Here is a 24,894-nt window from a genome sequence, read left to right as displayed (position 1 = left end):
TTTTCTCAGTGCAATACGATAGCTGTGTCGCACGTCATGGATTTATGCGACTTGAAGCCTATACTGCGCATCTTATCTATTTGAATAAATACTCTTTCTAACCAACGAGAGCTTTAAGGTGTGTCATGTCAGAATTCGATAAAACGGTTTTTATTTCGGTTGATCCTCATGATCCCGACAGCATTGCAAGTGCGCTTAGTGAGTATCGTCAACGCTTAGTCGATGGCACCGCATTTCGACTTCATATGAATACCTTGTTTAACATAGAATTTGTTGATCCTTCTGGGCGAGCGTTAAAGGTGGATGATGCGGGGGCTAATCGTAATTTGGTCAATCGTGTCTTCAATGCGTATCGAATGCATGAAAAGAAAAAGTATGTGAGCGAGCCGGTGCTATTTGCTTGCGCACTCAACTTTCCGCAGTTACAGCCAGAGTTAGAGTTGACCGCGCAAGCAATGGTGGATTTTTCACGTAGCCGTAACGATTACGGTGACTTAATGCTTAGTGCTAATAATCTTTTTGGTATCGAAGCGCTGTTTTTGCTCGCCAAGGTGAATCCCGCTCATAGTTTTTATCTAAGTAGCTTTGTGGTGCCTTATTGGAATACCGAGTCTTGGACAGTGCCGTTTGATATGTTAATGGCACTGGTCGATGAACTTGGTTGGAGCCGCGATCTAATCAAAGCTTATATTTGGTCAGATGCAGAGAATCTTCGTCGTCATTTCTATATGGATCGTGATGGCTATCAACATCAAATGGATCTACTTAGCCACTTTGCTGCTCATCCTGAGGATTATCCATGGTTCAAGCAGCAATTGATCAAGCGCTTGAGTCAACAACCTTTACTATCAACGCCGGGGTGGGACTTAGAGCATCCGACATTGAGTTTTTATTACAGCTTAGGTCTTTGGCAGGTAGAAGCGCCGTATTATCAACACGAAGAGTATCAAGACCAAGTAAAGCAGCAGTTGATTTTAGGTTTGCGTGTTGATGAAGAAGCCATCGGTTTGCTTGAGCAAATAGAAGCGGAATATCCCGGGGTTAATTTAAGTCAGGTACCGGCATCGTGTCAGCAGGAGAACCGCTATGAACAATGGGAACATACTCGAATTCGTGATGAGGAACCAGAAGAGGAAGAGGAGACCCCGTTAGAAGAGGTATGGTCAGAACAAGAGTGGCGTTCATGTTATTTGCCGCTTAACCCCCGCTTAGAAAAACTAACGCAGAGTCGATTGGACAATATAGACGATAAAATAAAAGGTCTAGACGAGTTGATATCGGAACACTTGCCGACTCATCTTGGCGGGTGCCTTTATGCCACGTGGCGTCTCAATGATCATATGGAAAACGAGCCAGAAGAGTATGAATTGATTGAATGGCTTGAAGAGCATTTGCCAACGGCTTTAACCGATCCACTTATACGATTTTCCGAGTTAGATAAGGCACAAAAGGAGGAGGTGCGGACGTGGCTAACTCAAGTAGATTGCCCTAGCGATGATGCGCAAATGATCACTTTGTTGGGCAGCCGTTTATTTTGCGACGGCGGTCGAGCTGGCGATATGATTAGTCCAACGCAACCTGCCTATGCATTGCTAAACCATTACGATGGCTATCAGCGCGCCATCTTAACGCTATTTTGGTTAATGGAAGTCTTTGCCAGTGGCGAGCTTGAATCGGATTTAGCCATCTTAGCAAAACGCCATTGGCAATTATGGAATGCCATTGCTCCGCAGAGTGTTATTGAGCATGTCTTCAGTTTTTGGGCTGATTATCCTTTGTATGCGGTGGTGAACAGTGTCGAATTGGAGCAGCAGATTAGTGAGCGTTTGCACGCAACTGGGGTGCCTCAAGCGGATATCGATGTCTACCTATTATTGGCGTATCAAGATGTTGCTTCTTATCGACCTGCGGATGCTCGTTTTTGGCAGTACTATTGTGAACGTGTCAAAGCATTTGCTTGGGCCGAATCTGATGACAACAGTATGATAGGTCGACATCAATGGGCCGAACGAGAAAAACTGCTCAAATCCTTTGAGCGCTGTTACCCAAGTCAAATAGCCCTATTTTTTCAGCATGCAAGAGTGGTGAATCCGACGGTTGAGTTGCCGATTGAGAGTTGGTTCCAATCGACGTTAATCACCGCTTTGATTGAAAAGTTAGATGAAGAAAAAGCAACCAAGATTGGCGCTCAGATCCTTGATTATTTAGAGTCTGGTGAGGGGGTGGAGTCGTTGAGCCCAGAAGCACTTGGTGTGCCAAAGCTGCAAGGTTGGGACCCGTATGCCTCTTATCGAAAGCAAGTTGGGCCTTCCGATCTTATCTGGTTGCTACCCGAGAAAAAGGCGCAGCGTCTCGCAGTGTTCTTTAGTCAACTGGGTAAGCGAGGCTTACATTGGGTGTGTTGCCACACTGTTGAGGACGTTTATGTTGCTCAGCGTATTATCAATAGCGAGGTGAGTTTAACCGAGCGTTGGAGTGATGAGCATTTAGGCCATAATACCATCAGTAAAGAAAGCTATGGTATGGCGCTGCTTTATGCCCAAGAAGAGTGGGCGCTAGACTGGCTTGATCGAGCTGGTGTGAGTGAATTGATGTTGCTGCATTTTGCGACTCATGAGGCTCGTGAACCGGCGAATTTTGTTCAACGCTTAGCCAAAGAGGGAAGAATTCCTGATCTACAAGAGTGGTTAACCGTAGAGAATCGCCTAAAACTGATTGAGATGTTAGCGTCAGGCGATATCACCAGTTATCGAGCGAGCTTAGAAGCATTCCTGTGTGATGATTCGATCCAAGTGCGCAGGGCGGTAGAAAAACTGCTTAAGATTGAAAATTAATCCGTCAATCAAAAGAGCTTCCAAATGGAAGCTCTTTTGATATCTGGCTGGTGTTGTTTCGGCGCCCGATTTAGAGTTGCGTTTCAATCGGTAAAATGCCTGCTATCCACGCTCCAATGCGTAGCCAAATACTGGCGTCTGGTTCACTATCATAACGACGGTGGGTTTGATGATTGATCCAACGAAGGTCACCCTGGTTATCAATCATTAGCTGATAAGCGCTTTTGTGCAAAATGTCGTCCACATTCATCAGGGCATCAGTGACAAATTCAGGCGCGTTGATCAGTACACCCATTTCAGTGTTCAAGAATGCCGAACGGGGATCGAAGTTGAATGAGCCTGCAAAAATTTTACGCCCATCAATGACGAAAGTCTTCGCGTGCAGACTGGTGCGGGAACTGCCAAGCCAAGAGTAGTTCTTTTTCGCTTGTGGATCGGCTTTGACTTCGTACAAATTGATGCCTGATTCGATGAGTTGCTTGCGATATTTAGCATACCAACCATGAACGGCAAAGACATCATTGGAAGCGAGTGAATTAGTAATAATGGTAATGTCTAATCCTTCTTGCGCCGCTTTTGTGAGTAAATCCGTGCCCGCTTGAGTGGGGACAAAATAAGGGGAAACTAAGACAAATGAAGAGTCAGCCTGACTTAAAATATCGCCTAGCGAATGAAGCATCAACTGGCTTTGATCTGGTTGATAAACCTTACTTGGTTGATCATAGTAGACCTTTGCTTCGCCCCAATAGAGCGGAAGTGTTTTGCTGTTGAGCGCCCTCATTAGTGGCAGTTGATTGATATTGGCTGAATACTCTGAACCGTCGAAATGGTTTCTCAATTGGCGTTGCCACTGCGTCACTTGTTCAGCCGTCGGTGCTTGGCCCACTTCAACGAGTGCTTCTATAGGCGTGGCCGGAGTACTATTCCAGTAGAGATCAAATTGGTGACTAATTTCCGCGACGCTATTACCCGCTAACAGCAGGTCAAAATCGCCAAAATCAACATCATGATTGGCGGCAAAATATTCGTCACCAATGTTACGTCCACCCGCAATCGCAAAAGCACTATCGGCAATCAGTGCTTTATTGTGCATACGTCGATTCATTTGACTGAAGTTGGTTAGGAAGTCGAGCATGCGCAGTACGCGATTATCAAAGGCATTGAAGAGACGCAGTTCGATATTGTCATGCGCTGCAAGTGCAGCCATATCGCTATCGCTGCGTGATTGCATGTCATCAAGTAAGATCCTAACTCTTACACCTCTCTCTGCAGCCTGAAAAATAGCATGAGTGAGCAATGAGCTGGTGCTGTCATCACGATAGATGTAGTACTGTAAATCCAGAGATTGTTCACTGTTTTCAATCAACGCAATTCGAGCGAGTAGGGCTTCTTGACCATCACTAAGGGGGTAAAAGCCACTCTGATCTGCCGCGCTAGTTTGATTCTCATTCATGTAGTGGGTAGCTAACTGGCCTAGCTTGGTTTTTGGATTGAGTGGTAGCGTCGAGGATGATGCTTTGATGACCGAGTCAGGTCGTGAAAAATGCGCATAGAGCGCAGTCGCGACCAATACTGTGATGAGTAATAGAACGCCGGTTCGAAGATAAAACCCAAAGCGACGCGTTGGGCGAGAAGTGGTATGAAATATAGTGCGTCGTGATTTAAACATAACGGGGTAAGTCGTCCTGACTGGTGAATATTCAACGAAGCGAGTTCAGTAGTAATGTCGATTTAAGCATAACGTTAGCAAAAATGTTATGACGACGCGGTGAGTCTGAGACCCAGCAAACATTGTTGTTTCTGTTGTTATTCTTTGTAGGCCATTACAACAATAAAAAAGGCTTCCGTTGGGAAGCCTTTTAAAAATAGGATTGCAACTACAAAGCCATTCGTTAGCGAGAGGCTTAGCCGGCTGAACGCTTAGCCAGCAAGTACATCGGTAGCAACCTTGTAGCTTGGATCTTCTTTTACGTTGATCTCAACCAGGCTACCCGCTTTGTGCAGTAGCGCTCGGCAATCTTGGCTTAGGTGACGCAAGTGTAGTGTTTTACCTGCGGCAGCATAACGCTCGGCTAGCGTTTCGATGGCTTCAATCGCTGAGTGGTCAGTCACGCGTGAATGAGCGAAGTCGACAATCACTTCTGCTGGGTCATTCTTTGGATTAAATAGCTCTAGAAAGTTAGCCGCGCTACCGAAGAAGATAGGACCATGGATATGGTAAACCTTAGCACCTTCTTCATTGGTTTTGCTTGATGCGTAAATGTGCTTAGCGTGTTGCCATGCAAACATCAGCGCCGAGGCGATAACACCCACCGCAACGGCAACCGCAAGATCAGTCAGTACGGTGACAACAGTTACCAATACGATAACAAAGAAATCTTGTTTTGGTACTCGGCGAGCCAGCTTAAACGTAGCCCACTCGAAGGTGCCAATAACAACCATGAACATTACACCAACCAGAGCGGCAAGTGGGATCATTTCAATCAGTGATGAAGCAAACAAAATGAAGCAAAGTAGCGCGACTGCGGCAACGATGCCAGATAGACGACCACGGCCACCAGAGTTTACGTTGATCATTGATTGACCAATCATCGCGCAGCCGCCCATTGCTCCGAATACAGAACAGGTGACGTTCGCAAGACCTTGGCCCATACATTCACGATTAGACTGACCACGGGTATTGGTCATTTCATCCAATACAGTCAGAGTTAGCAGTGATTCAATTAAGCCGATCGCCGCAAGAATGATGGCGTAAGGCAGAATAATTTGCAGTGTTTCCAAGTTAAATGGAACCATCGGAATCGAGAACGTTGGTAGTGAACCTGCCAATGTTGCTGCTTCATCGCCAGACATGGTACGCAGGAAGTCCACCACAGTACGAGTATCTAAATCTAAACCCACGACTAGCGCGGTTACCGTTACGATGGCAACCAATGATGAAGGCACAGCAGTCGTAAACTTAGGTAGGAAGTGAATAATCGCCATCGTCAGCGCGACTAAACCTAGCATCAGCATCATTTGGTCAGTTGGTAACCAGGTTAATGCCCCGCTCATATCAGGCGCTTTGAATTGGCCTAGCTGTGCTAGGAAGATAACGATAGCAAGACCGTTAACGAAACCAATCATTACAGGGTGTGGCACCATGCGAATAAATTTGCCCAGCTTGAATAGGCCGGCGGTAATCTGCAGCAGACCTGCCAGCATAATAGCCGCGAAAAGATATTGCACGCCATGTGATGAAACCAGTGCGACCATTACCACGGCCATTGCGCCAGTTGCACCGGAAATCATACCCGGACGGCCGCCAAAAATAGAGGTGATAAGGCCAACAATGAAAGCGGCATAAAGGCCAACCATAGGGTCGACACCTGCAACGAAGGCAAACGCTACAGCCTCAGGAACCAATGCTAGAGAAACGGTTAAACCTGATAACACATCGTTTTTTACGGAGTGTTTTGAAAATTGAGGGAATTCAAACATATTTGCTCGGTTAGGCTAAGTGTTTAAAATTATTCTGAATTAGACTTGTCGGTTACTAGAGCAAACTGGATGTAAAAGAGCAGCGTAACGTAAGGTAAAATTCAGATCGAGTCGGCGCATGCTACCGAAAACTGTGATTAAGTTCAAGAATGAAGCAGATGTTAACCGATATATGTATGAAATAAATTCTTAGTTAAGAATGTGCTATTTCGATGAGTAGTATTTCTTGAAAGAGAAAAGGGAGAATAAAGAAAAGGCTGCTATTACTAGCAGCCTTTGTTCTTTTATGTTCGGATTAGAAGCTTGGCTTCGTCATTCCTGCGCCTGCTTGGTTCTTAGCAGATTGGCTACCAGCACCAATGGCTTGGTAACGTTCTGTGCGGAACGGTGCAGCGTGAACAGTAATCTCACGTAGTTCTTGAGGACCTGGCGCTTTCGCCATTGGTGAGCTTGCGTGGGCTTTAACTGTTACAACAGATTCTGTTGTTTTTGCTTCAACCTTAACTGGCTCAATCGTTTCTTCAATCACGATTTCTTCAACTACGACAGTTTCAGCTACGATAGCTTCTTCTGCGATAGGTGCTTCAACAGCGATTTCAGCAACGGTTTCTTCAACCACAACTTCTTCTACGATTGGCGCTGCGACTGGAGTCGCTTCTACAACCGTTTCAGTTACTGTTTCAACTGCAGTTTCCACAGGTGCTTCAACAACCGTTTCAACAACCGGTTCGGCGATCACTGCTTCTACTACTGTCTCTGTGATAGCCGCTGGAGAAGCGTTCTTCTCTTCGCGTTGGATAATCACTTTACCCATTGCCATTTCAGGACAAGCGAAACCACCTAATGTCTCTGTTGCTACCGTTGCTACTTCAACAACGACTGGCTCAGCATGTTTTTGCTGTGCGTGTTGAGAACGAGGCGCTGGTTTTGCTAGATCGAAACGAGGCATCACTTTACCCATTGCCATCTCAGGAGAGGCAACACCACCTTTACGTAGGCGGAATGGGTTAGGGCGACGATCACGTCCACGACGACGACGTTGACCACTTGCACGTAGATGACGAGGTGAACGACGGTTGCGACGTTGTTTGCCATTGTCTGCATCGTTGTCATTGTTGTCAGCTTTTGCTGTTTCAACCGCTGGCTCTACAGCAACAGGAGTTTCAGCCGTAGCGTCGATGATTAGCTCAACAATCTCTTCTGATTGTGCTTGCTGATCTTTCACGCGAACATGCTTAGCCATTTTACGACGTTGACGACGCTCTTTTACTTTCGCTGTTTTTTCTTCAACGCGAGGCTCGACAGCATCAACTTGAGCTTCTGCAGCAAGTTTTAGGCCTTCTTCAGCAACTTTGTTCGGCTTAACATCTTCACGCTTGTTACGGCGGTCTTGACGAGGCTTACGGTTTTGTTGCTTCGGTTCAGCTTGCTGTGCTTTTGGCTCAACATTCGCTTCTTCGCGATTAGGCTTATTACGCTTGTCGTCACGGTTGCGACGGTTGCGATCATTACGCTCGTTGCGATCACCGCGTTCGTTACGCTCGCCACGCTCATTGCGATCACCACGGTTATTGCGGTCATTGCGATTGTTGCGATCGTTACGGTTATTGCGACGATTACGATTGTTACGGTTTGGACGCTCGTTCTCTTTCGGCTCTTCTTTCTTCTCTTCTTCTTTGGTTGAACCAAATAGGAAGCTGCCAAGCGCTTTCACAAAGCGGCTAATCAGACCTGGTTGTGCTTCTGCTTCTGGTGCCTTTTTAGCTGGCGCAGCAGGTTTTGCTGGTGCAGCCACAGGAGCTGGGGTTGGCGCCGATTGAGAAGGTGCTGCAAAACCACGTAGAGCGGGTTCTTCAATCTTCTTCGGTTTGATTTCAGTGACCGGTAATTCCTTACCTTCCGCTTCTTTAATTGCATCGAGTTTCTTCGGTAGAAGGTAAGACAGCAAGTCAAACTCTTCGCCTTCACGAACACGAACCACTTCAAAGTGCGGAGTTTCCATATCTGAGTTAGGTACAACTAAGATTTTAACGTCTTGGTTCTTCTCAATATGGTTCACTGAACGGCGTTTTTCGTTCAATAGGTAAGAAGCAATTGGAACAGGCACAACCGCAAGAACTTGCGCGGTGTTATCTTTTAATGCTTCTTCTTCGATCAAACGCAGTACCGAAAGTGCCAGTGATTCGTTATCACGAATAACACCAGTACCAGTACAACGAGGACAAATGTGGTGGCTTGCTTCAGCAAGAGACGGGCTCAAGCGTTGACGAGACATTTCAAGTAGACCAAAGCGAGAAATACGACCAATCTGCACTCGAGCACGATCCATGCGAACCGCGTCACGTAGACGGTTTTCAACTTCACGTTGGTGACGGACAGGGGTCATATCGATGAAATCGATAACCACTAGACCACCAAGGTCGCGTAGGCGTAGCTGACGAGCAATTTCGTCTGCTGCTTCTAAGTTGGTATTTAACGCTGTTTCTTCGATATCGCCGCCTTTAGTTGCACGAGCTGAGTTGATATCGATAGAGGTTAGTGCTTCTGTTGGGTCGATAACGATCGAGCCGCCAGAAGGCAAACGAACTTCGCGTTGGAACGCGGATTCGATTTGGCTTTCAATTTGGTAGTGACTAAATAGCGGCACTTCACCGTCATATTTCTTCACACGGTTAACGAAATCAGGACGTACCAGACGAATGTGCTCAAGAGCGCGATCGTACATAGTGTTGCTGTCGATTAGGATTTCGCCGATATCACGACGCAAGTAGTCACGAATCGCGCGAACGATGACGTTACTTTCTTGGTGAATAAGGAACGGTGCTGGGTTGCTATCAGACGCTTGTTTGATGGCACTCCAGTGGTTAAGAAGAACGTTTAGGTCCCACTCAAGCTCTTCTGCACTCTTACCGACACCAGCTGTACGCACGATTAGACCCATACCTTGCGGTAGTTCCAAAGTGCTTAGTGCTGCTTTAAGTTGAGTACGCTCGTCACCTTCGATACGGCGAGAAATACCACCGGCGCGAGGGTTGTTAGGCATAAGAACTAGATAACTACCCGCAAGAGAGATAAAAGTGGTTAACGCTGCACCTTTGTTGCCGCGTTCTTCTTTCTCAACTTGTACGATTACTTCTTGTCCTTCCGTTAGCACTTCTTTAATGCTTGGACGGCCTTGGTAGGTATAACCTTGAGGGAAGTATTCGCGAGCAATTTCTTTAAGAGGGAGGAAGCCGTGTCGTTCTGCACCATAGTCAACAAAAGCCGCTTCAAGGCTTGGTTCTATGCGAGTGATACGTCCTTTGTATATGTTTGCTTTTTTAGATTCGTGACCTGGGCTTTCGATATCAAGATCGAATAAGCGCTGACCGTCCACTAAAGCAACACGCAACTCTTCTTTTTGAGTTGCGTTGATTAGCATTCTTTTCATTTATAAATCTCGTTGTCATTTTTTATTGTGCTTGTTGCTTTGTTGTCTCTTTCACGGTGCCAGATCCCATGGTTTATTCAGTGCAGCCTCCCGGCTGGAGGGATGCTCTGGGGCACTCCAGTTCTCACATGCAGTTAACGTGTGAGCCGCGATTTCGGCGGAATATACTCAACATGAAAGGAGATGAGTAGAGCAACAAGAAACCAACGGTGGAAAGGTCTTACGCCGTGTGCTGCGCTCTCTTTTCGTTAGCATTCTACTCATTATTTTGCGTCTAAATGATTTGATTTGTACATAATTAAATCAGATCACTCTTTGCAGGTGTGAACTATAGCAGTACCCAGTAAAGTCAGCAATCGGCTTTATTGTAAAAGGGCCAAGAATAGCCGTTTATGTTTGATAATATCGTGTTGAAACATGTTTTTTATTTACTTAAAGGCTTTTTAACAAGTGAGTGATGCCGATTTTACTGCTTATGGATGACAAATTGAGTGATCTCAGCGTTTGTGGCGAAGAAAATGTGAATTTGCTCTGAGTTGAGTGATAGAATGATGCAATGAGCGAAATTAGAACCCAAGTCCAGTTTGTCGATATCGATCAAGATATGGCAGGCCAGCGCATTGATAACTTTCTGCGCAATCAATTGAAAAGCATCCCGAAAAGCATGGTTTATCGTATCGTGCGTAAAGGGGAAGTTCGTGTTAACAAGAAACGCGTAAAAGCGGAATACAAATTACAAGCTGGAGACGTGGTGCGGATTCCACCGGTGACGGTAGAAGAGAAAGCGCCGGAAGTAGCACCAAGTACCAAGCTTAATAAAGTGGCTGAATTAGAAGATATGATCATCTATGAAGATGAACATATGTTGATCCTAAATAAGCCATCAGGTACCGCCGTTCATGGTGGCAGTGGCTTAAAGTTTGGCGCGATTGAAGCACTGCGTGCTTTGCGCCCGCAAGCGCGATTCCTTGAGCTTGTTCACCGCATTGACCGGGATACTTCAGGTATTTTGTTGGTGGCGAAGAAGCGTTCTGCGCTCCGTCATTTACAAGCTCAATTCCGTGAAAAGACGGTACAAAAGTATTATTTCGCGTTGGTGATGGGGGAGTGGAAAGCGAGCTGCAAAGTCGTTAACGCACCACTGCTGAAAAACGAAGTGAACAGTATCGTGCGAGTGAATCCAAACGGCAAACCGTCAGAAACGCGTTTTAAAGTGCTGGAAAGATTCCCTGACGCGACTTTGATTCAAGCCAGTCCAATTACGGGACGTACGCACCAAATCCGCGTGCACGTACAGTACGCTGGCCACCCAATTGGTTGGGATGATCGCTATGGTGATCGCCGTTTTGATGCCTACACTGCAAAAGTGGGTCTTGATCGTCTGTTCTTACATGCGGCCAACATTAAGTTCCAACACCCATCGAATGATGAGTGGATGGAAATTAATGCACCAATGTGTAGAAAGCTAGAAGGCGTGCTGGCTGGTTTAAGAAAGCTAGCGAAGAATTGAGAATTGAGAATTGAGAATTGAGACGCTAGCGTCGAGATTTTTTAATCGAGATTCGATAGATTGGGGGCGAATAGCTCCCTTTTTTATTTTATTGCATAGATTCCCTACAGGGCTGAAAGCCCGTAGTCTGCTTCTCGCTTCTCGCTTCTCGCTTCTCGCTTCTCGCTTCTCGCTTCTCGCCTCTCAAATCTCAAGCGAAGCGCCTTTAATTCTCGCTTTCTCAAAGCACAGCAAACCCTTGTGCTTCAAGCATATCAATAAGGTCAATCAAGGGTAGGCCAACCAATGTGTTGGGGTCTTTACCCTCTAAGCGTTCAAACAGTGCGATACCCAACCCTTCACTTTTGAAGCTGCCGGCACAGAAGAAGGGCTGTTCTTTATCAACATAACTTTCGATTTGCGCCGTGGTCAGTTGGCGAAAATGTACCACAAATGTATCAAGTTTAACCTTGGTTTCTTGGGTTTTGCTATTGTGCAGTGCGAGCCCGGTATAAAAAGTGATACTTTTACCACTTTGGCGGCGAAGTTGTTCGATAGCACGCTCACGAGTATGTGGTTTGCCAATAATCTCACCATCAATCACACAAACTTGATCGCTGCCGATGATTAATGTGGTCTTTTCTTCATCACTGATATCGCTAGGACAGGATTGCGCTTTGCCTTGAGCTAAGCGCAAAACTAACGCACTTGGTGACTCTCCGTCTAAAGGGGTTTCATCAAAATCAGGACTGGCGGTTTTAAACGGAATTGCTAGTTTATTGAGCAGTTGTTGTCTAAAAGGTGAGGTTGAAGCTAAAACTAGTTGGTAATTTGGCATTTTTATTTACAATCGCAATAGGCTTTGATTGAAGCATAATAGATATTATGGCGCTTATGATAGCGCTCTTGGTGGAAAGGAAAAAAAGTATAACTTTTTAGCCTTTTTCTTTGACTCTAAACAATTTGGAAGATAGAATTTGCGCCCTATGCAAAAGGTAAAAATACCGCGAACGGTTGATCCCGCGAGAACTGCTCAAAAGCGATTGGATATAGATGGTATCATTCAAACCAGTCTCCTAAAGCGTTTAAGTGCAACAACCGAAGGCGTAAAACGCGACGCGCAAGTCTCATTGTCATTTGGGCTTGATGAACAGCGACTCGTCGTTATCTCTGGTAAAGCTAACGTCGAAGTTGATTTAGAGTGTCAACGTTGTAATAAGGTTTTCGCACATCAGTGTGAAGTTCAATTCACTTATACTCCTGTTTACAGCGAGAAGAGTGAAGAAGAAGCACCGGAAGAGTACGATTTGGTAGATCTAAACGAGTACGGTGAAGTAGATCTTATTCAATTAGTTGAAGACGAGTTCATCCTTGGATTGCCTCTAGTAGCAATGCATGACGAAGCGGATTGTAGCGTTAACTCAAATAACATGGTGTTTGGTGAAATTCCTGAAGAAATTGAGGAAGAAAAGAAACCGAATCCATTTGATATCTTAAAAAGCTTAAAGCGCTAACTTATTAATAAGTAAGTATCTTTAGGAATTTACATAGGAGTAGGGTCAATGGCCGTACAAAAGAGCAAGAAATCACGTTCAATGCGTGGCATGCGTCGTTCACACGATGCGCTTACTACAGCTGCACTTTCTGTAGACGCAACTTCAGGTGAAACTCACCTACGTCACAACGTGACTGCCGAAGGTTTCTACCGCGGCAAAAAGGTTATCAACAAGTAAGGTTGACCTTTGCATAATATAACCGTTGCGCTTGATGCAATGGGCGGTGATTTCGGTCCCCGTGTTACAGTGCCTGCCGCCGTGCAGGCACTGTCGTATTTCCCAGAGCTAAAAGTGGTCCTACTAGGTGATCGGACTTCGATCACATCTCAATTATCTAATCTTGGTTATCAGCCAGATGCTCGGCTGAGCATTAAACACTGTGACCGAGTGATCTCCAATTCAGAAAAACCTTCTCTAGCATTACGTAATGGCCAAGACAGCTCTATGGGTCGAGCGATCGATCTCGTTTCAGTCGGCCAGGCTGATGCATGCGTAAGTGCGGGTAATACAGGCGCATTGATGGCGTTGTCACGCTTTCGTCTAAAGCTATTACCGGGTATCGAACGACCAGCATTAGTTTCTGCACTGCCAACCGTTTCTGGCAATCGAACGTGGATGTTGGATCTCGGCGCGAACGTGTCGAGTGACGCCGATTCGCTATTTCAATTTGCCATTATGGGCAGTGCTCTCGCTGAACAATACTTACAACGCCCGCCTAGGGTTGCGATTCTCAATATCGGCGCTGAAGAAATAAAAGGTAATGATCTTGTCAAGCGTTGTGCGGAAATGCTATCGCAAACCCAGTCGGTCAATTTTGTCGGCTATATTGAAGGTAATCAGTTATTGCATGATGCCGCTGACGTCGTTGTTTGCGACGGTTTTGTCGGTAACATCTGTTTAAAAACATGCGAAGGAACCGCGCAACTTTTTATTGATAGATTGAAATCGTATATGATGGCTTCATCAATAAAGGGCTGGATTGCAAGAAAATTGTTTTCTGGGTTATTTAATGAACTAAAAACATTGAACCCCGACCAGTATAACGGCGCAAGTTTGCTAGGATTGCGCGGCATTGTAATAAAAAGCCACGGAAGTGCTGATGTAGAGGCGGTCGTCAACGCAATTGGCGAAGCCCTGCATGAGGTCAAACGACAGGTACCAAGCCGTATTAGCGATCGTTTGGAAGCGGTTTTACTCGAGAGGCACTATTAGTCTTCATGTATAGCAAAATATTAGGTACTGGCAGCTACCTGCCATCTCAGGTGCGTACTAACGCAGACCTAGAGAAAATGGTAGACACATCAGATGAGTGGATTGTCGCTCGTACTGGTATTAAAGAACGCCGCATCGCTGCTGAAGATGAGACTGTTGCCGACATGGCTTACCATGCCGCGCTAAACGCGATCGAAATGGCCGCTATCGACAAAAACGATATCGATATGATCATCGTGGCGACGACCAGCAGCAGCCATACATTCCCATCGTCGGCATGTCAGGTTCAGGGCATGCTAGGCATTAAAGGTTGCCCAGCATTCGATCTTGCAGCGGCATGTTCAGGCTTTGTTTATGCTTTGTCTATTGCTGATCAACACATTAAAACGGGTATGTGTAAAAACATCTTGGTGATTGGTGCTGATGCATTGTCGAAAGCGTGTGACCCGACGGATCGCTCTACCATTATCCTATTTGGTGATGCTGCGGGTGCGGTTGTCGTTGGCGCAAGCGAAGAGCCGGGCATCTTGTCGACTCATATTAATGCTGATGGTGCGTTTGGTGATTTATTAAGTCTACCGGTTGCTGCTCGTGATGGTTCAGATGCTGATAAGTGGCTGTACATGGCGGGTAATGAAGTCTTTAAAGTGGCGGTAACACAGCTCTCTAAGCTTGTTAAAGACACGCTTGAAGCCAACAATATGCACAAGTCTGAATTGGATTGGTTGGTACCACACCAGGCGAACTACCGCATCATTTCAGCGACGGCTAAAAAGCTATCGATGTCACTAGACCAAGTTGTGCTGACGCTTGATAAGCACGGCAACACTTCAGCGGCGACAGTACCAACTGCGCTGGATGAAGCGGTTCGTGATGGTCGTATTAAACGTGGTCAAACGTTACTACTAGAAGCGTTTGGTGGCGGCTTTACTTGGGGCTCTGCGCTCGTTAAGTTCTAAGTCAACAGAATTCAAAATTAAGGTGCACATAGGTGCATCTTTTCTTTCTTACTTTGTTTTAAGGAAAAGAACATGAGCAAGTTTGCTATCGTATTTCCCGGTCAAGGTTCACAAGCATTAGGTATGCTTGCAGAGCTTGGCGCACAATATGACGTAGTTAAACAAACTTTTGCCGAAGCTTCTGAAGCACTAGGTTACGATCTTTGGGCTTTGGTTCAAGATGGTCCTGTAGAAGATTTAAACCAAACTTTCCGTACTCAACCTGCACTATTGGCATCGTCAGTAGCGATTTGGCGTGTATGGCAAGAGCTTGACCTAGAGCAGCCTGCAAACCTTGCTGGCCACAGTCTAGGTGAGTACTCAGCGCTGGTTTGTGCGGGTGTTATCGACTTTAAACAAGCGATTAAATTGGTTGAGCTACGTGGTCAACTAATGCAAGAAGCGGTACCAGCAGGTACGGGTGCAATGTACGCGATCATCGGTCTTGATGACGCCGCAATTGCAAAAGCGTGTGAAGAGGCAGCGCAAGGTGACGTGGTTTCTCCAGTAAACTACAACTCACCAGGCCAAGTGGTTATCGCAGGCAGCAAAGATGCGGTTGAGCGCGCAGGCGTATTGTGTAAAGAAGCGGGCGCGAAACGTGCACTGCCGCTTCCTGTTTCAGTGCCATCGCACTGTGCACTAATGAAACCAGCAGCCGACAAGCTTGCGATTGCACTAGAAGAAATCGAATTCAACACTCCTCAGCTACCAGTGATCAATAATGTTGATGTGATGGCTGAAGTAGAACCTGAAAAAATCAAACTTGCGCTCGTTCGCCAGCTATACAGCCCAGTTCGTTGGACTGAGTGTGTGGAACTGATGAGTGAGCAAGGTGTTGAAAAACTGTTTGAAGTTGGTCCTGGTAAAGTACTGACTGGTCTAACAAAACGTATTGTTAAGACACTAGATGCAGCAGCAGTGAACGACATTGCGTCGCTTGAAGCGGCAAAGTAAACACTGCTAAGAAATCGAAAGGAACGAAGATAATGATGAATCTAGAAGGCAAGATTGCCCTAGTGACTGGCGCAAGCCGTGGTATCGGTCGTGCGATCGCTGAGCTTCTTGTTGAGCGCGGAGCTACGGTAATTGGTACTGCAACGTCTGAAAGCGGCGCTGCGGCAATCAGCGAATACCTTGGCGACAATGGCAAGGGTCTCGCGCTAAACGTAACTGATGTAGAGTCTATTGAAGCGACACTAAAAACCATCAATGATGAGTTTGGTGTGATCGATATTCTTGTCAACAACGCTGGTATCACCCGTGATAACCTGCTTATGCGCATGAAAGACGATGAGTGGAACGATATTATCGATACCAACTTAACGCCTATTTTCCGTATGTCTAAAGCAGTACTACGTGGCATGATGAAAAAGCGTGCTGGTCGTATCATCAACGTCGGTTCGGTAGTTGGCACGATGGGTAACGCAGGTCAAACTAACTACGCAGCAGCAAAAGCGGGTGTGATTGGCTTTACTAAGTCTATGGCACGCGAAGTCGCTTCACGTGGCGTAACGGTAAACACTGTCGCTCCGGGTTTCATTGAAACTGACATGACTAAAGCATTAAATGATGACCAACGAGCAGCGACACTTGCTAACGTTCCTGCTGGTCGTCTAGGTGATCCTCGTGAAATTGCGTCGGCTGTTGCATTTTTAGCATCGCCAGAAGCGGCGTACATCACAGGTGAAACTTTGCATGTCAATGGCGGCATGTATATGGTTTAATAGCCAAGTTCGAAAAAGCTTTGCTGATAGTCCAGATTAACGTCTTTCTATCAGTAAAGTGTGAAACTTGCTATTGATTTGCACAACAATTGTGCATGACTTAAGTCAAAGTTGTATTGAATTTCGGTTAAAATCGCTAAAATTGTGGTTTGACCAGCAAGGTCCCCCTTGCAACTTTCAATAGTTCTAATAAACTACGGAATCATCGCATTAGGCGAAATCTGTAAAGGAAAAGAAAAATGAGCAACATCGAAGAACGCGTAAAGAAAATCATTGTTGAACAGCTAGGTGTGGACGAAGCAGAAGTTAAAAACGAAGCTTCATTTGTTGACGATCTAGGTGCTGATTCTCTAGACACTGTTGAACTAGTAATGGCTCTAGAAGAAGAATTCGACACTGAGATTCCAGACGACGAAGCTGAGAAGATCACTACTGTTCAAGCTGCAATCGACTACGTGAACAGCGCTCAGTAATATCTCCCCCAGGCGGCCTTCTGGCCGCCTGAGTTCTTTTTTAACTCTTCTATCTCTCTCATAGAATCATTTCATTTCCCGGAGAATAAAATCGTGTCCAAGCGTCGTGTTGTTGTCACTGGCATGGGTATGTTGTCACCGGTAGGCAACACTGTTGAATCATCATGGAAAGCCCTGCTCGAAGGTCAAAGCGGTATCGTTAATATCGATCACTTTGATGCTACTAATTTCTCTACTCGCTTTGCTGGCCTAGTTAAAGACTTTAACTGCGAAGAGTACATGTCTAAGAAAGATGCACGTAAAATGGATTTATTTATCCAGTACGGTATCGCAGCAGGCATTCAAGCTCTAGATGACTCTGGCTTACAAATTAATGAACTAAACGCTCCTCGTGTGGGTGTAGCGATTGGTTCGGGTATCGGCGGTCTTGACCTGATTGAAAAAGGTCACGATGCACTGATCGAAAAAGGTCCACGTAAAGTTAGCCCATTCTTTGTACCATCAACCATCGTAAATATGGTTGCGGGTAACCTATCTATCATGCGTGGTTTGCGCGGCCCTAACATCGCTATCTCAACAGCGTGTACCACTGGCCTGCACAACATCGGTCATGCGGCTCGAATGATCGCTTACGGCGATGCAGACGCAATGGTAGCAGGTGGTTCTGAGAAAGCGTCTACGCCTCTTGGTATGGCTGGCTTTGGTGCGGCAAAAGCACTATCGACTCGTAACGATGAGCCACAAAAAGCTTCTCGCCCTTGGGATAAAGACCGTGATGGTTTTGTTCTTGGTGACGGTGCAGGCATGATGGTTCTCGAAGAGTACGAACACGCGAAAGCGCGTGGTGCTAAGATTTATGCTGAGCTTGTTGGCTTTGGTATGTCTGGTGACGCTTACCACATGACTTCTCCAACGCCTGATGGCTCTGGCGGTGCGCTTGCGATGGAAGCGGCGATGCGTGACGCAGGCATTGTTGGTACTCAAGTGGGTTATGTAAACGCACATGGCACATCAACACCGGCAGGTGACGTAGCGGAAATCAAGGGTGTTAAACGTGCTCTTGGTGAAGAAGGCTCGAAACAAGTAAAAGTATCATCAACGAAATCAATGACAGGTCACCTATTGGGTGCTGCAGGTTCAGTTGAAGCGATCATTACTGTGTTGTCTCTTGTTGATCAAATCGTACCACCAACGATCAACCTCGATAACCAAGAAGAAGGTTTAGATATCGATCTTGTTCCACATGTTGCTCAAAAAGTAGATATGGAATATGCGATTTGTAACTCTTTCGGTTTCGGCGGTACGAACGGTTCACTGGTCTTCAAAAAGATTTAATCGCACTAACCCAAGATACCAGGACTCGCAGCGTTGTTCGCGGTAAGTCCAATTATCTTGGGTAAAGTTAGAAGATATGATAAAACGGCTCAATGCTTTTGGCATTGGGCCGTTTTTTATTTTAGGGACTGATTGTGTTTTGGCTTAACGGACAACCTGCAGATTCAATTTCTCTTCTCGATCGTTCTTTTCAATACGGTGACGGTGGCTTTACTACCGTGCTTACCGAGCATGGCAAGCTTTGCCAGTGGCCCTATCATAAACAGCGCATGCAAGCATGCTTAGCCGCGCTTGCAATTGAACAGCCGGATTGGCAGCAGGTCAAACAGTGGATGATGCAGGCTGCGAGCCTCGACTCAAAGGCTGGATTGAAATTACATATTAGCCGAGGTGAAGGGGGGCGCGGTTATAGCCCTACTCAAGTGAGTGCCGCTAATGTTACTATTAGCGACTTTGCCTATCCTGCACATTATCCGCAATGGCAACAACAGGGAATAACGCTTGGCGTGAGTCAGGTTAAGCTAGGGCTTAATCCACTTTTAGCTGGCCATAAGCATAATAATCGACTCGAACAGATTCTGGTTAAAGCGGATTTGGAGAACGCGGGTGCGATGGATGGTTTGGTGCTGGATCTTAATAACCATGTTATTGAAACCAGTATGGCGAATGTTTTCTGGCGCAAAGACGCTCAACTCTATACTCCAAGCTTGGCTATGTCGGGCGTGGCGGGTGTCGCGAGGAGAGTGGTGTTAGAATTTGTGCAAAGTGCAGATATGAGTGTTGCAATCGGCCAATATGATTTGAGCCATATATTAGATGCCGATGAAGTGTTTATTACTAATTCTTTATTGGGCGCAGTGCCTATTCGGGCGATTGAAAGTCATATGTTCCCTATAGGAACATTGACACGACGTATTCAGGAGATGTTAGCCTCGTGATTAAGAAGATCACTTTTTTGCTTATTTTACTTGCGGTGATCGCCGCAGGCGCCTTTTTCTATGTGACTAAGCAAGTTGAACAGTTTGTTAGCCAACCTTTGCAATTGTCACAAGAGCAAATTTTTACCGTTCAGCCAGGTTCCAGTTTTGCCCGCGTGCTTAATCAGCTTATTTCAGACAAACTGATTGAATCTAATGATGTGATGCCACTAGTGCGTCGTTTTCATCCTGAACTGACGCAAATTAAAGCGGGAACTTACCTGATCACGCCAGAGATGAATCTGACTCAGGCGTTATTGTTGTTTAAGACCGGCAAAGAGCATCAATTTTCCCTGACGTTTGTTGAAGGATCTCGCTTTAGTGAATGGCGAACCATTTTAGCAAATGCGCCATACCTCGAGCATAAAACGACAGACATGTCGGAAGCGGAAATCGCGAAACAGTTGGGTATTGAACACGATAAGCTCGAAGGTTTATTTTTGGCGGAAACGTTCAATTACACCTATGGAACGTCAGATCTCGATATTCTTAAACGTTCATCAGACAAATTAAAATCGGTACTCGATGAAGCATGGCAAGCGCGCCAAGAGAAATTGCCGCTGAAAACACCTTATGAAGCGCTGATCTTAGCGTCGATTATCGAAAAAGAAACTGCGGTGGAGTCAGAGCGTGAACGTGTCGCGTCTGTGTTTGTTAACCGCTTAAACAAGCGCATGCGTCTGCAGACCGATCCAACGGTGATTTATGGCATGGGCGATAAGTACGACGGTAATATCCGTAAGAAAGATCTACGCACGCCGACACCATACAACACCTATACCATCTCAGGATTACCACCAACGCCAATCGCGATGGCAGGTGAAGCGTCAATTTTGGCGGCATTGAATCCTGAAAACAGTAAATACTACTACTTTGTCGCGAGCGGCAAGGGTGGTCATGTATTTTCGAAAACGTTGGCCGAACACAACCGAGCGGTTCGCGCTTACTTAAAACAATTAAGAAGTAATAAATAACTCATGAGCCAAGCTAAATTTATCGTTATTGAAGGCCTTGAAGGGGCGGGTAAGAGCACTGCTATCCAAGCGGTCCTTGCAACACTGCAATCGGCGGGAATTGATTCTATCCAAAATACTCGCGAACCTGGCGGCACTCAGTTAGCTGAAAAACTGCGTGAGTTGGTGAAACAAGAGCATGAAGGTGAAACGCTGCAAGATATGACCGAACTGCTACTGATGTATGCAGCTCGTGTCCAGCTGGTTGAAAATGTAATTAAACCTGCGCTTGCTGCGGGGACTTGGGTGGTCGGTGATCGCCATGATATGTCTTCTCAAGCTTATCAAGGCGGTGGTCGTCAAATTGCTCGTGAAACCATGCAATCACTGCGCGATACTACGCTAGGGGCTTTTAAGCCTGACTTTACTCTCTATCTCGATATTGATCCTCGCATCGGTTTAGCACGCGCTCGTGGACGTGGTGAGCTCGACCGCATTGAAAAAATGGACATGAGTTTTTTCGATCGCTCTCGAGAGCGTTACCTAGAGATCGCGAATAGTGATGACTCTGTGGTCATCATTAATGCCAATCAAAGCATGGATGAAGTCGCAGCGGATATTCACTCTGCACTGCAACAGTGGCTGGAATCAAACTAATGTCACCGCTTTATCCTTGGTTCGCACCACTGTGGCAGCAATGGCAAGCGCACTTAGAGCAAGATCGTTTTCCTAATGCCGCTTTGTTGATCGCTAAAGCGGGTCTTGGGGTCGATCAACTGGTGAGTCAATTCAGTCAGGCGGTAATGTGCAGCAATTATGCAGCAGAGCCGTGTGGTTTTTGCCATAGCTGTCAGCTCATGGCTTCGAGCAACCATCCTGACTTTCATCGAGTTGTGCCGGAAAAAGAAGGCAAAGCCATTACGGTTGATCAGATTCGTCAATGTAATCGTGTTGCACAAGAGTCTTCTCAACTCGCGGGCTATCGCTTGATTGTCATTGAGCCTGCAGAAGCGATGAACGAATCGGCTGCCAATGCTTTGCTAAAAACATTGGAAACGCCATCAGCAAAGTGCCTATTTTTATTGGTCGCGACCTCCGCGAGTCAGTTATTGCCCACCATCACTAGTCGTTGCCAACAATGGCATGTTGGAGAGCCGGATTCAGTCGTGTTAACTCAATGGTTGGCTGAACAGACAGAGCTGCCGGTGCCTGTTTATGCCGCGCACCTTAATGGTCATTCACCGTTGCAAACCCTGCGCTTTATTGAAGGTAAAGAGCAAAGTCGCTACCAAGCCATTGAACAACAGCTTTTAGCGGTGACTCGCCAACAAGGTGACGTGGTGAAATTGGCTAAGGAGCTGGCAATTGAAACTGAACAGTCACTGAGTTGGTTGTGGTATTTGCTGACAGATGCACAAAAGTGTCATTTCGGTCTGGCTTTACCGACCGCGATCCCTGGGGCGAGTGCACTTGCACAACAGGTGAGTTATGACTTGCTCTATACTCAGTCAGAAGCATTACGCGAGTTGATGGAGCAGCTTACTACGCACTCGGGGCTTAACCGAGAGCTACTTATTCTAGATTGGCTAATTAAATTTAACGGGGAAGTATGTTTGTAGATTCTCATTGCCATCTCGATAAACTGGATTATCAAGATTTGCACCAAGGAATTGGTGACGTTGTGGCGAAAGCGAAGGCGGCGAATGTCACTGATCTACTGTCTGTTGGTGTTACCCTAGATGCGTTTCCTAATATGATGGAAATGATCGCACCTTACGATAACGTCTATGCGTCATGCGGTGTTCATCCTTTGGACGTTGAAAGTGATTTTTCATTTGAGTTGATGCATCAATACGCTTCTCACACCAAAGTGGTGGCGATTGGTGAGACTGGCCTTGATTATCACTATCAACCGGAAACCAAAGCACTTCAGCTGCAGCGTTTTGAGCAGCAAGTTGCGTTAGCGGTGGAGCTTAACAAGCCACTGATCATTCATACTCGCAATGCCCGTGAAGATACCCTCGATATTTTGCGTCAAGGCGGGGCAGAAAAGTGCGGTGGTGTGATCCACTGTTTTACTGAAGACTTAGCGTTTGCTCAAGCGGCGATGGAGCTGGGATTTTATATCTCCATTTCAGGTATCGTAACATTCAGACAGGCAACCGAGCTGAAAGAGGTAGTAAAAGCCCTGCCTTTGGATCGCCTATTGATTGAAACAGATTCTCCTTACCTTGCGCCGGTGCCACATCGTGGAAAACAGAATCAGCCTGCTTATGTGGTTGAGGTCGCGGCATACATTGCTCAACTGCGCGGTATATCCTTAAGCGAGATTGGCCAAAAAACCAGCGAAAATTTCCGAAATCTTTTTTTGAGATAGAAATCATTCATTGTTTAAAAAAGGAGCTGAAGCTCCTTTTTTTTGTGCTTGAAATCACAGCTAAACGTTTACACTCATCATGTTTACCAAAAATGTTGAATTTATTGGTCGCTTCACTATGAATTGTAAATTCGTTACAAAAAATAACAATTAGGTCTATTTTATTTACCCAGTAAAATTAATTATACACCCTATATTTTTCATAAAATTCAATTACTTGTGTTGGTGTAATCCATTCCATTTGCAAAAAATGCGTGTGATCTATCTATTACTTTGAAATTAAATTGACCAAGCGCCTAGAAAGTGCGGCGAGTATCAAGATATATTTAGAGCCGGAAAATATAACGTAACAAGTGGTTACATTTTCTATGGGTGCTAACATTTAGGCTACGGGGGTGTGCCGTTAGAGCCCAGATAACTCTAATAATTCTTTCAGGAGCATATACATGTTTAAGAACCTTTTTGCTAACCTGCAAAAAGTAGGTAAGTCTCTGATGCTACCAGTATCAGTACTTCCTGTTGCAGGTATCCTACTTGGTGTGGGTGCAGCCGATCTTAGCTTTATCCCAGATATCGTTTCTAATCTAATGGAACAAGCGGGTGGCTCAGTCTTCGGTCAAATGGCATTGCTATTTGCTGTGGGCGTAGCGCTTGGCTTTACAAATAACGACGGTGTAGCAGGTCTTGCTGCAATCGTTGGTTACGGCATCATGACCGCGACACTTGGCGTAATGGCTGGTGTGATGGGTGTTGAGAAAATCGACACAGGTGTACTTGGTGGTATCCTTGTTGGTGGTGTGGCTGCTTGGGCATTCAACCGCTTCTTCAAGATTCAGCTTCCTGAATACCTTGGTTTCTTCGCTGGTAAGCGTGCTGTGCCAATCATCACTGGTTTTACAGCGATCGGTCTTGCAGTTGTGCTATCTGTTGTATGGCCACCAGTTGGCGGTGCAATCTCAGCATTCTCTGATTGGGCTGCACACCAAAACCCACAACTAGCGTTTGGTATTTACGGCGTTGTAGAACGTACACTTATCCCATTCGGTCTTCACCACGTGTGGAACGTACCATTCTTCTTTGAAGCGGGTACTTGTGTAAACGCAGCTGGCGAAACACAAAACGGTGTTCTTACTTGTTACCTAGTTGCTGACGAAGTTTCTCGTGCAGCAGGCAATGGCTTCGGTCAGCTAGCTGGCGGCTACATGTTCAAGATGTTCGGTCTACCAGCGGCAGCAATCGCGATTGCTCATTGTGCTAAACCTGAAAACCGCGCGAAAGTAATGGGTATCATGGCATCAGCTGCTTTGACTTCATTCCTTACCGGTATCACTGAGCCAATCGAATTCTCATTCCTATTCGTAGCGCCAATCCTATACGCAATCCACGCGCTATTAGCGGGTTCTGCATACGTATTGGCTAACACGCTAGGTTTTGTACACGGTACTTCATTCTCTCACGGTTTGATCGACTTCCTAGTACTATCTGGTCACGCTCAAAAAATGGGTCTGATGGTTGCTTGTGGTCTAGCTTACGCTGCGATTTACTACATCGTATTCCGCACTGTAATCACAGCACTTGACCTAAAAACGCCAGGTCGTGAAGATGATTCAGAGGATGCAGTAGCAGTAACTGGTTCAGAAATGGCTGGTGAGCTTGTTGCAGCGTTCGGTGGTAAAGAAAACATCACTGGTCTTGATGCATGTATCACTCGTCTACGTGTTGCTGTTGCAGATACTGCAGCGGTTGACCAAGACAAACTTAAACAGCTAGGCGCAGCAGGTGTTGTTGTTGTAGCTGGTGGTGTTCAGGCTATCTTCGGTACTAAGTCTGACAACCTAAAAACTGACATGGATGAGTGGATTCGTAACCACTAATCGATATCAATACCTTCCCCTATAGGTATCAATATAAAAGGAGGCTTTAGCCTCCTTTTTTACGTCTGGGGATTGCCGTTTGTTGTGGTGGAAAATGCGATTTTTTGTTATTTTGAGTTGACTCCGTAGGGGCAACCAAACCACCCTAATGATCGCTTTCTCGCTTTCTCGCTTTCTCG

The 24,894-nt window shown here is 45.9% G+C and carries 20 protein-coding genes; 16 read left to right on the top strand and 4 right to left on the bottom strand.

Annotation, left to right across the window (positions count from 1 at the left end):
• The first annotated feature begins 125 nt into the window (after positions 1 to 125).
• Positions 126 to 2,834 carry a hypothetical protein gene (locus RH86_RS18925; protein WP_009388029.1) on the top strand — a complete coding sequence of 903 codons (2,709 nt, stop codon included), beginning with the start codon at positions 126 to 128 and terminating at the stop codon, positions 2,832 to 2,834.
• A gap of 70 nt (positions 2,835 to 2,904) precedes the next feature.
• On the opposite strand, the gene RH86_RS18920 is transcribed toward RH86_RS18925, so the two are convergent.
• The 3 genes from RH86_RS18920 to rne form a co-directional block, all read right to left on the bottom strand.
• A complete protein-coding gene (locus tag RH86_RS18920; RefSeq protein ID WP_009387991.1) occupies positions 2,905 to 4,503 on the bottom strand; it encodes a phospholipase D family protein in 1,599 nt (532 codons plus the stop codon).
• Positions 4,504 to 4,754: 251 nt separating this feature from the next.
• The gene (locus tag RH86_RS18915) at positions 4,755 to 6,314 is read right to left on the bottom strand and encodes a SulP family inorganic anion transporter (protein WP_005595948.1); all 1,560 of its coding nucleotides are present in this window, start codon (positions 6,312 to 6,314) and stop codon (positions 4,755 to 4,757) included.
• A gap of 295 nt (positions 6,315 to 6,609) precedes the next feature.
• Positions 6,610 to 9,744, bottom strand: coding sequence for a ribonuclease E (gene rne / locus RH86_RS18910; protein WP_009387990.1), 3,135 nt, complete (start codon positions 9,742 to 9,744; stop codon positions 6,610 to 6,612).
• 556 nt (positions 9,745 to 10,300) lie between these two features.
• On the opposite strand from rne, the gene rluC reads away from it, so the two are divergent.
• On the top strand, positions 10,301 to 11,254 hold the full coding sequence (gene rluC / locus RH86_RS18905; protein WP_009387989.1) for a 23S rRNA pseudouridine(955/2504/2580) synthase RluC: 954 nt from the start codon (positions 10,301 to 10,303) through the stop codon (positions 11,252 to 11,254).
• A gap of 220 nt (positions 11,255 to 11,474) precedes the next feature.
• On the opposite strand, the gene RH86_RS18900 is transcribed toward rluC, so the two are convergent.
• Complete coding sequence (locus RH86_RS18900) at positions 11,475 to 12,071, bottom strand: Maf family protein (protein WP_009387986.1); 597 nt, start codon at positions 12,069 to 12,071, stop codon at positions 11,475 to 11,477.
• A gap of 148 nt (positions 12,072 to 12,219) precedes the next feature.
• On the opposite strand from RH86_RS18900, the gene yceD reads away from it, so the two are divergent.
• The 14 genes from yceD to ptsG all read left to right on the top strand — a co-directional run bounded on the left by yceD (position 12,220) and on the right by ptsG (position 24,715).
• Positions 12,220 to 12,747: a 23S rRNA accumulation protein YceD gene (gene yceD / locus RH86_RS18895; RefSeq protein WP_005595954.1), complete on the top strand. Its 528-nt coding sequence runs from the start codon at positions 12,220 to 12,222 to the stop codon at positions 12,745 to 12,747.
• Positions 12,748 to 12,795: 48 nt separating this feature from the next.
• Positions 12,796 to 12,966: a 50S ribosomal protein L32 gene (rpmF, locus tag RH86_RS18890; RefSeq protein ID WP_004737376.1), complete on the top strand. Its 171-nt coding sequence runs from the start codon at positions 12,796 to 12,798 to the stop codon at positions 12,964 to 12,966.
• Positions 12,967 to 12,975: 9 nt separating this feature from the next.
• Positions 12,976 to 14,001, top strand: a complete 1,026-nt coding sequence (plsX, locus tag RH86_RS18885) for a phosphate acyltransferase PlsX (protein ID WP_005595956.1) — start codon at positions 12,976 to 12,978, stop codon at positions 13,999 to 14,001.
• Between the two features lie 5 nt (positions 14,002 to 14,006).
• Positions 14,007 to 14,960, top strand: a complete 954-nt coding sequence (locus tag RH86_RS18880; protein WP_005595958.1) for a beta-ketoacyl-ACP synthase III — start codon at positions 14,007 to 14,009, stop codon at positions 14,958 to 14,960.
• A gap of 72 nt (positions 14,961 to 15,032) precedes the next feature.
• On the top strand, positions 15,033 to 15,956 hold the full coding sequence (fabD, locus tag RH86_RS18875) for an ACP S-malonyltransferase (RefSeq protein ID WP_009387985.1): 924 nt from the start codon (positions 15,033 to 15,035) through the stop codon (positions 15,954 to 15,956).
• Between the two features lie 35 nt (positions 15,957 to 15,991).
• Positions 15,992 to 16,726 (top strand): 3-oxoacyl-ACP reductase FabG, encoded by a 735-nt coding sequence (gene fabG / locus RH86_RS18870; protein ID WP_038219961.1) that lies wholly within the window; start codon positions 15,992 to 15,994, stop codon positions 16,724 to 16,726.
• 239 nt (positions 16,727 to 16,965) lie between these two features.
• Positions 16,966 to 17,199, top strand: a complete 234-nt coding sequence (gene acpP, locus RH86_RS18865; protein WP_005595964.1) for an acyl carrier protein — start codon at positions 16,966 to 16,968, stop codon at positions 17,197 to 17,199.
• 93 nt (positions 17,200 to 17,292) lie between these two features.
• Positions 17,293 to 18,534, top strand: coding sequence for a beta-ketoacyl-ACP synthase II (gene fabF / locus RH86_RS18860; protein WP_005595966.1), 1,242 nt, complete (start codon positions 17,293 to 17,295; stop codon positions 18,532 to 18,534).
• Positions 18,535 to 18,668: 134 nt separating this feature from the next.
• Positions 18,669 to 19,472: an aminodeoxychorismate lyase gene (gene pabC, locus RH86_RS18855; RefSeq protein ID WP_009387984.1), complete on the top strand. Its 804-nt coding sequence runs from the start codon at positions 18,669 to 18,671 to the stop codon at positions 19,470 to 19,472.
• Positions 19,469 to 20,485, top strand: a complete 1,017-nt coding sequence (gene mltG / locus RH86_RS18850) for an endolytic transglycosylase MltG (RefSeq protein WP_009387983.1) — start codon at positions 19,469 to 19,471, stop codon at positions 20,483 to 20,485. Before pabC ends, mltG begins: the two co-directional genes overlap by 4 nt.
• A 3-nt stretch (positions 20,486 to 20,488) precedes the next feature.
• Positions 20,489 to 21,121, top strand: a complete 633-nt coding sequence (tmk, locus tag RH86_RS18845; protein WP_009387982.1) for a dTMP kinase — start codon at positions 20,489 to 20,491, stop codon at positions 21,119 to 21,121.
• On the top strand, positions 21,121 to 22,083 hold the full coding sequence (gene holB, locus RH86_RS18840; RefSeq protein WP_009387981.1) for a DNA polymerase III subunit delta': 963 nt from the start codon (positions 21,121 to 21,123) through the stop codon (positions 22,081 to 22,083). Before tmk ends, holB begins: the two co-directional genes overlap by 1 nt.
• Positions 22,074 to 22,841 (top strand): TatD family hydrolase, encoded by a 768-nt coding sequence (locus RH86_RS18835; protein WP_009387980.1) that lies wholly within the window; start codon positions 22,074 to 22,076, stop codon positions 22,839 to 22,841. The genes holB and RH86_RS18835 overlap by 10 nt, the downstream gene beginning before the upstream one ends.
• Positions 22,842 to 23,287: 446 nt before the next feature.
• Positions 23,288 to 24,715 (top strand): PTS glucose transporter subunit IIBC, encoded by a 1,428-nt coding sequence (gene ptsG / locus RH86_RS18830; RefSeq protein WP_009387979.1) that lies wholly within the window; start codon positions 23,288 to 23,290, stop codon positions 24,713 to 24,715.
• Positions 24,716 to 24,894: the final 179 nt, after the last annotated feature.

This window comes from Vibrio sp. N418, from assembly GCF_000222565.1.
GTDB classification, from domain to species: domain Bacteria; phylum Pseudomonadota; class Gammaproteobacteria; order Enterobacterales; family Vibrionaceae; genus Vibrio; species Vibrio scophthalmi.
This window is presented reverse-complemented; position numbering and strand designations above follow the sequence as displayed.

What these genes read in the sequence shown, in the direction of transcription:
- fabD (WP_009387985.1), top strand. Translation starts at nt 15,033, where the DNA reads ATGAGCAAGTTTGCTATCGTATTTCCCGGTCAAGGTTCACAAGCATTA.
- yceD (WP_005595954.1), top strand. Translation starts at nt 12,220, where the DNA reads ATGCAAAAGGTAAAAATACCGCGAACGGTTGATCCCGCGAGAACTGCT.
- rluC (WP_009387989.1), top strand. Translation starts at nt 10,301, where the DNA reads ATGAGCGAAATTAGAACCCAAGTCCAGTTTGTCGATATCGATCAAGAT.
- RH86_RS18920 (WP_009387991.1), bottom strand. Translation starts at nt 4,503, where the DNA reads ATGTTTAAATCACGACGCACTATATTTCATACCACTTCTCGCCCAACG.
- RH86_RS18915 (WP_005595948.1), bottom strand. Translation starts at nt 6,314, where the DNA reads ATGTTTGAATTCCCTCAATTTTCAAAACACTCCGTAAAAAACGATGTG.
- RH86_RS18900 (WP_009387986.1), bottom strand. Translation starts at nt 12,071, where the DNA reads ATGCCAAATTACCAACTAGTTTTAGCTTCAACCTCACCTTTTAGACAA.
- ptsG (WP_009387979.1), top strand. Translation starts at nt 23,288, where the DNA reads ATGTTTAAGAACCTTTTTGCTAACCTGCAAAAAGTAGGTAAGTCTCTG.
- acpP (WP_005595964.1), top strand. Translation starts at nt 16,966, where the DNA reads ATGAGCAACATCGAAGAACGCGTAAAGAAAATCATTGTTGAACAGCTA.
- RH86_RS18880 (WP_005595958.1), top strand. Translation starts at nt 14,007, where the DNA reads ATGTATAGCAAAATATTAGGTACTGGCAGCTACCTGCCATCTCAGGTG.
- fabG (WP_038219961.1), top strand. Translation starts at nt 15,992, where the DNA reads ATGAATCTAGAAGGCAAGATTGCCCTAGTGACTGGCGCAAGCCGTGGT.
- RH86_RS18835 (WP_009387980.1), top strand. Translation starts at nt 22,074, where the DNA reads ATGTTTGTAGATTCTCATTGCCATCTCGATAAACTGGATTATCAAGAT.
- holB (WP_009387981.1), top strand. Translation starts at nt 21,121, where the DNA reads ATGTCACCGCTTTATCCTTGGTTCGCACCACTGTGGCAGCAATGGCAA.
- RH86_RS18925 (WP_009388029.1), top strand. Translation starts at nt 126, where the DNA reads ATGTCAGAATTCGATAAAACGGTTTTTATTTCGGTTGATCCTCATGAT.
- rpmF (WP_004737376.1), top strand. Translation starts at nt 12,796, where the DNA reads ATGGCCGTACAAAAGAGCAAGAAATCACGTTCAATGCGTGGCATGCGT.
- rne (WP_009387990.1), bottom strand. Translation starts at nt 9,744, where the DNA reads ATGAAAAGAATGCTAATCAACGCAACTCAAAAAGAAGAGTTGCGTGTT.
- tmk (WP_009387982.1), top strand. Translation starts at nt 20,489, where the DNA reads ATGAGCCAAGCTAAATTTATCGTTATTGAAGGCCTTGAAGGGGCGGGT.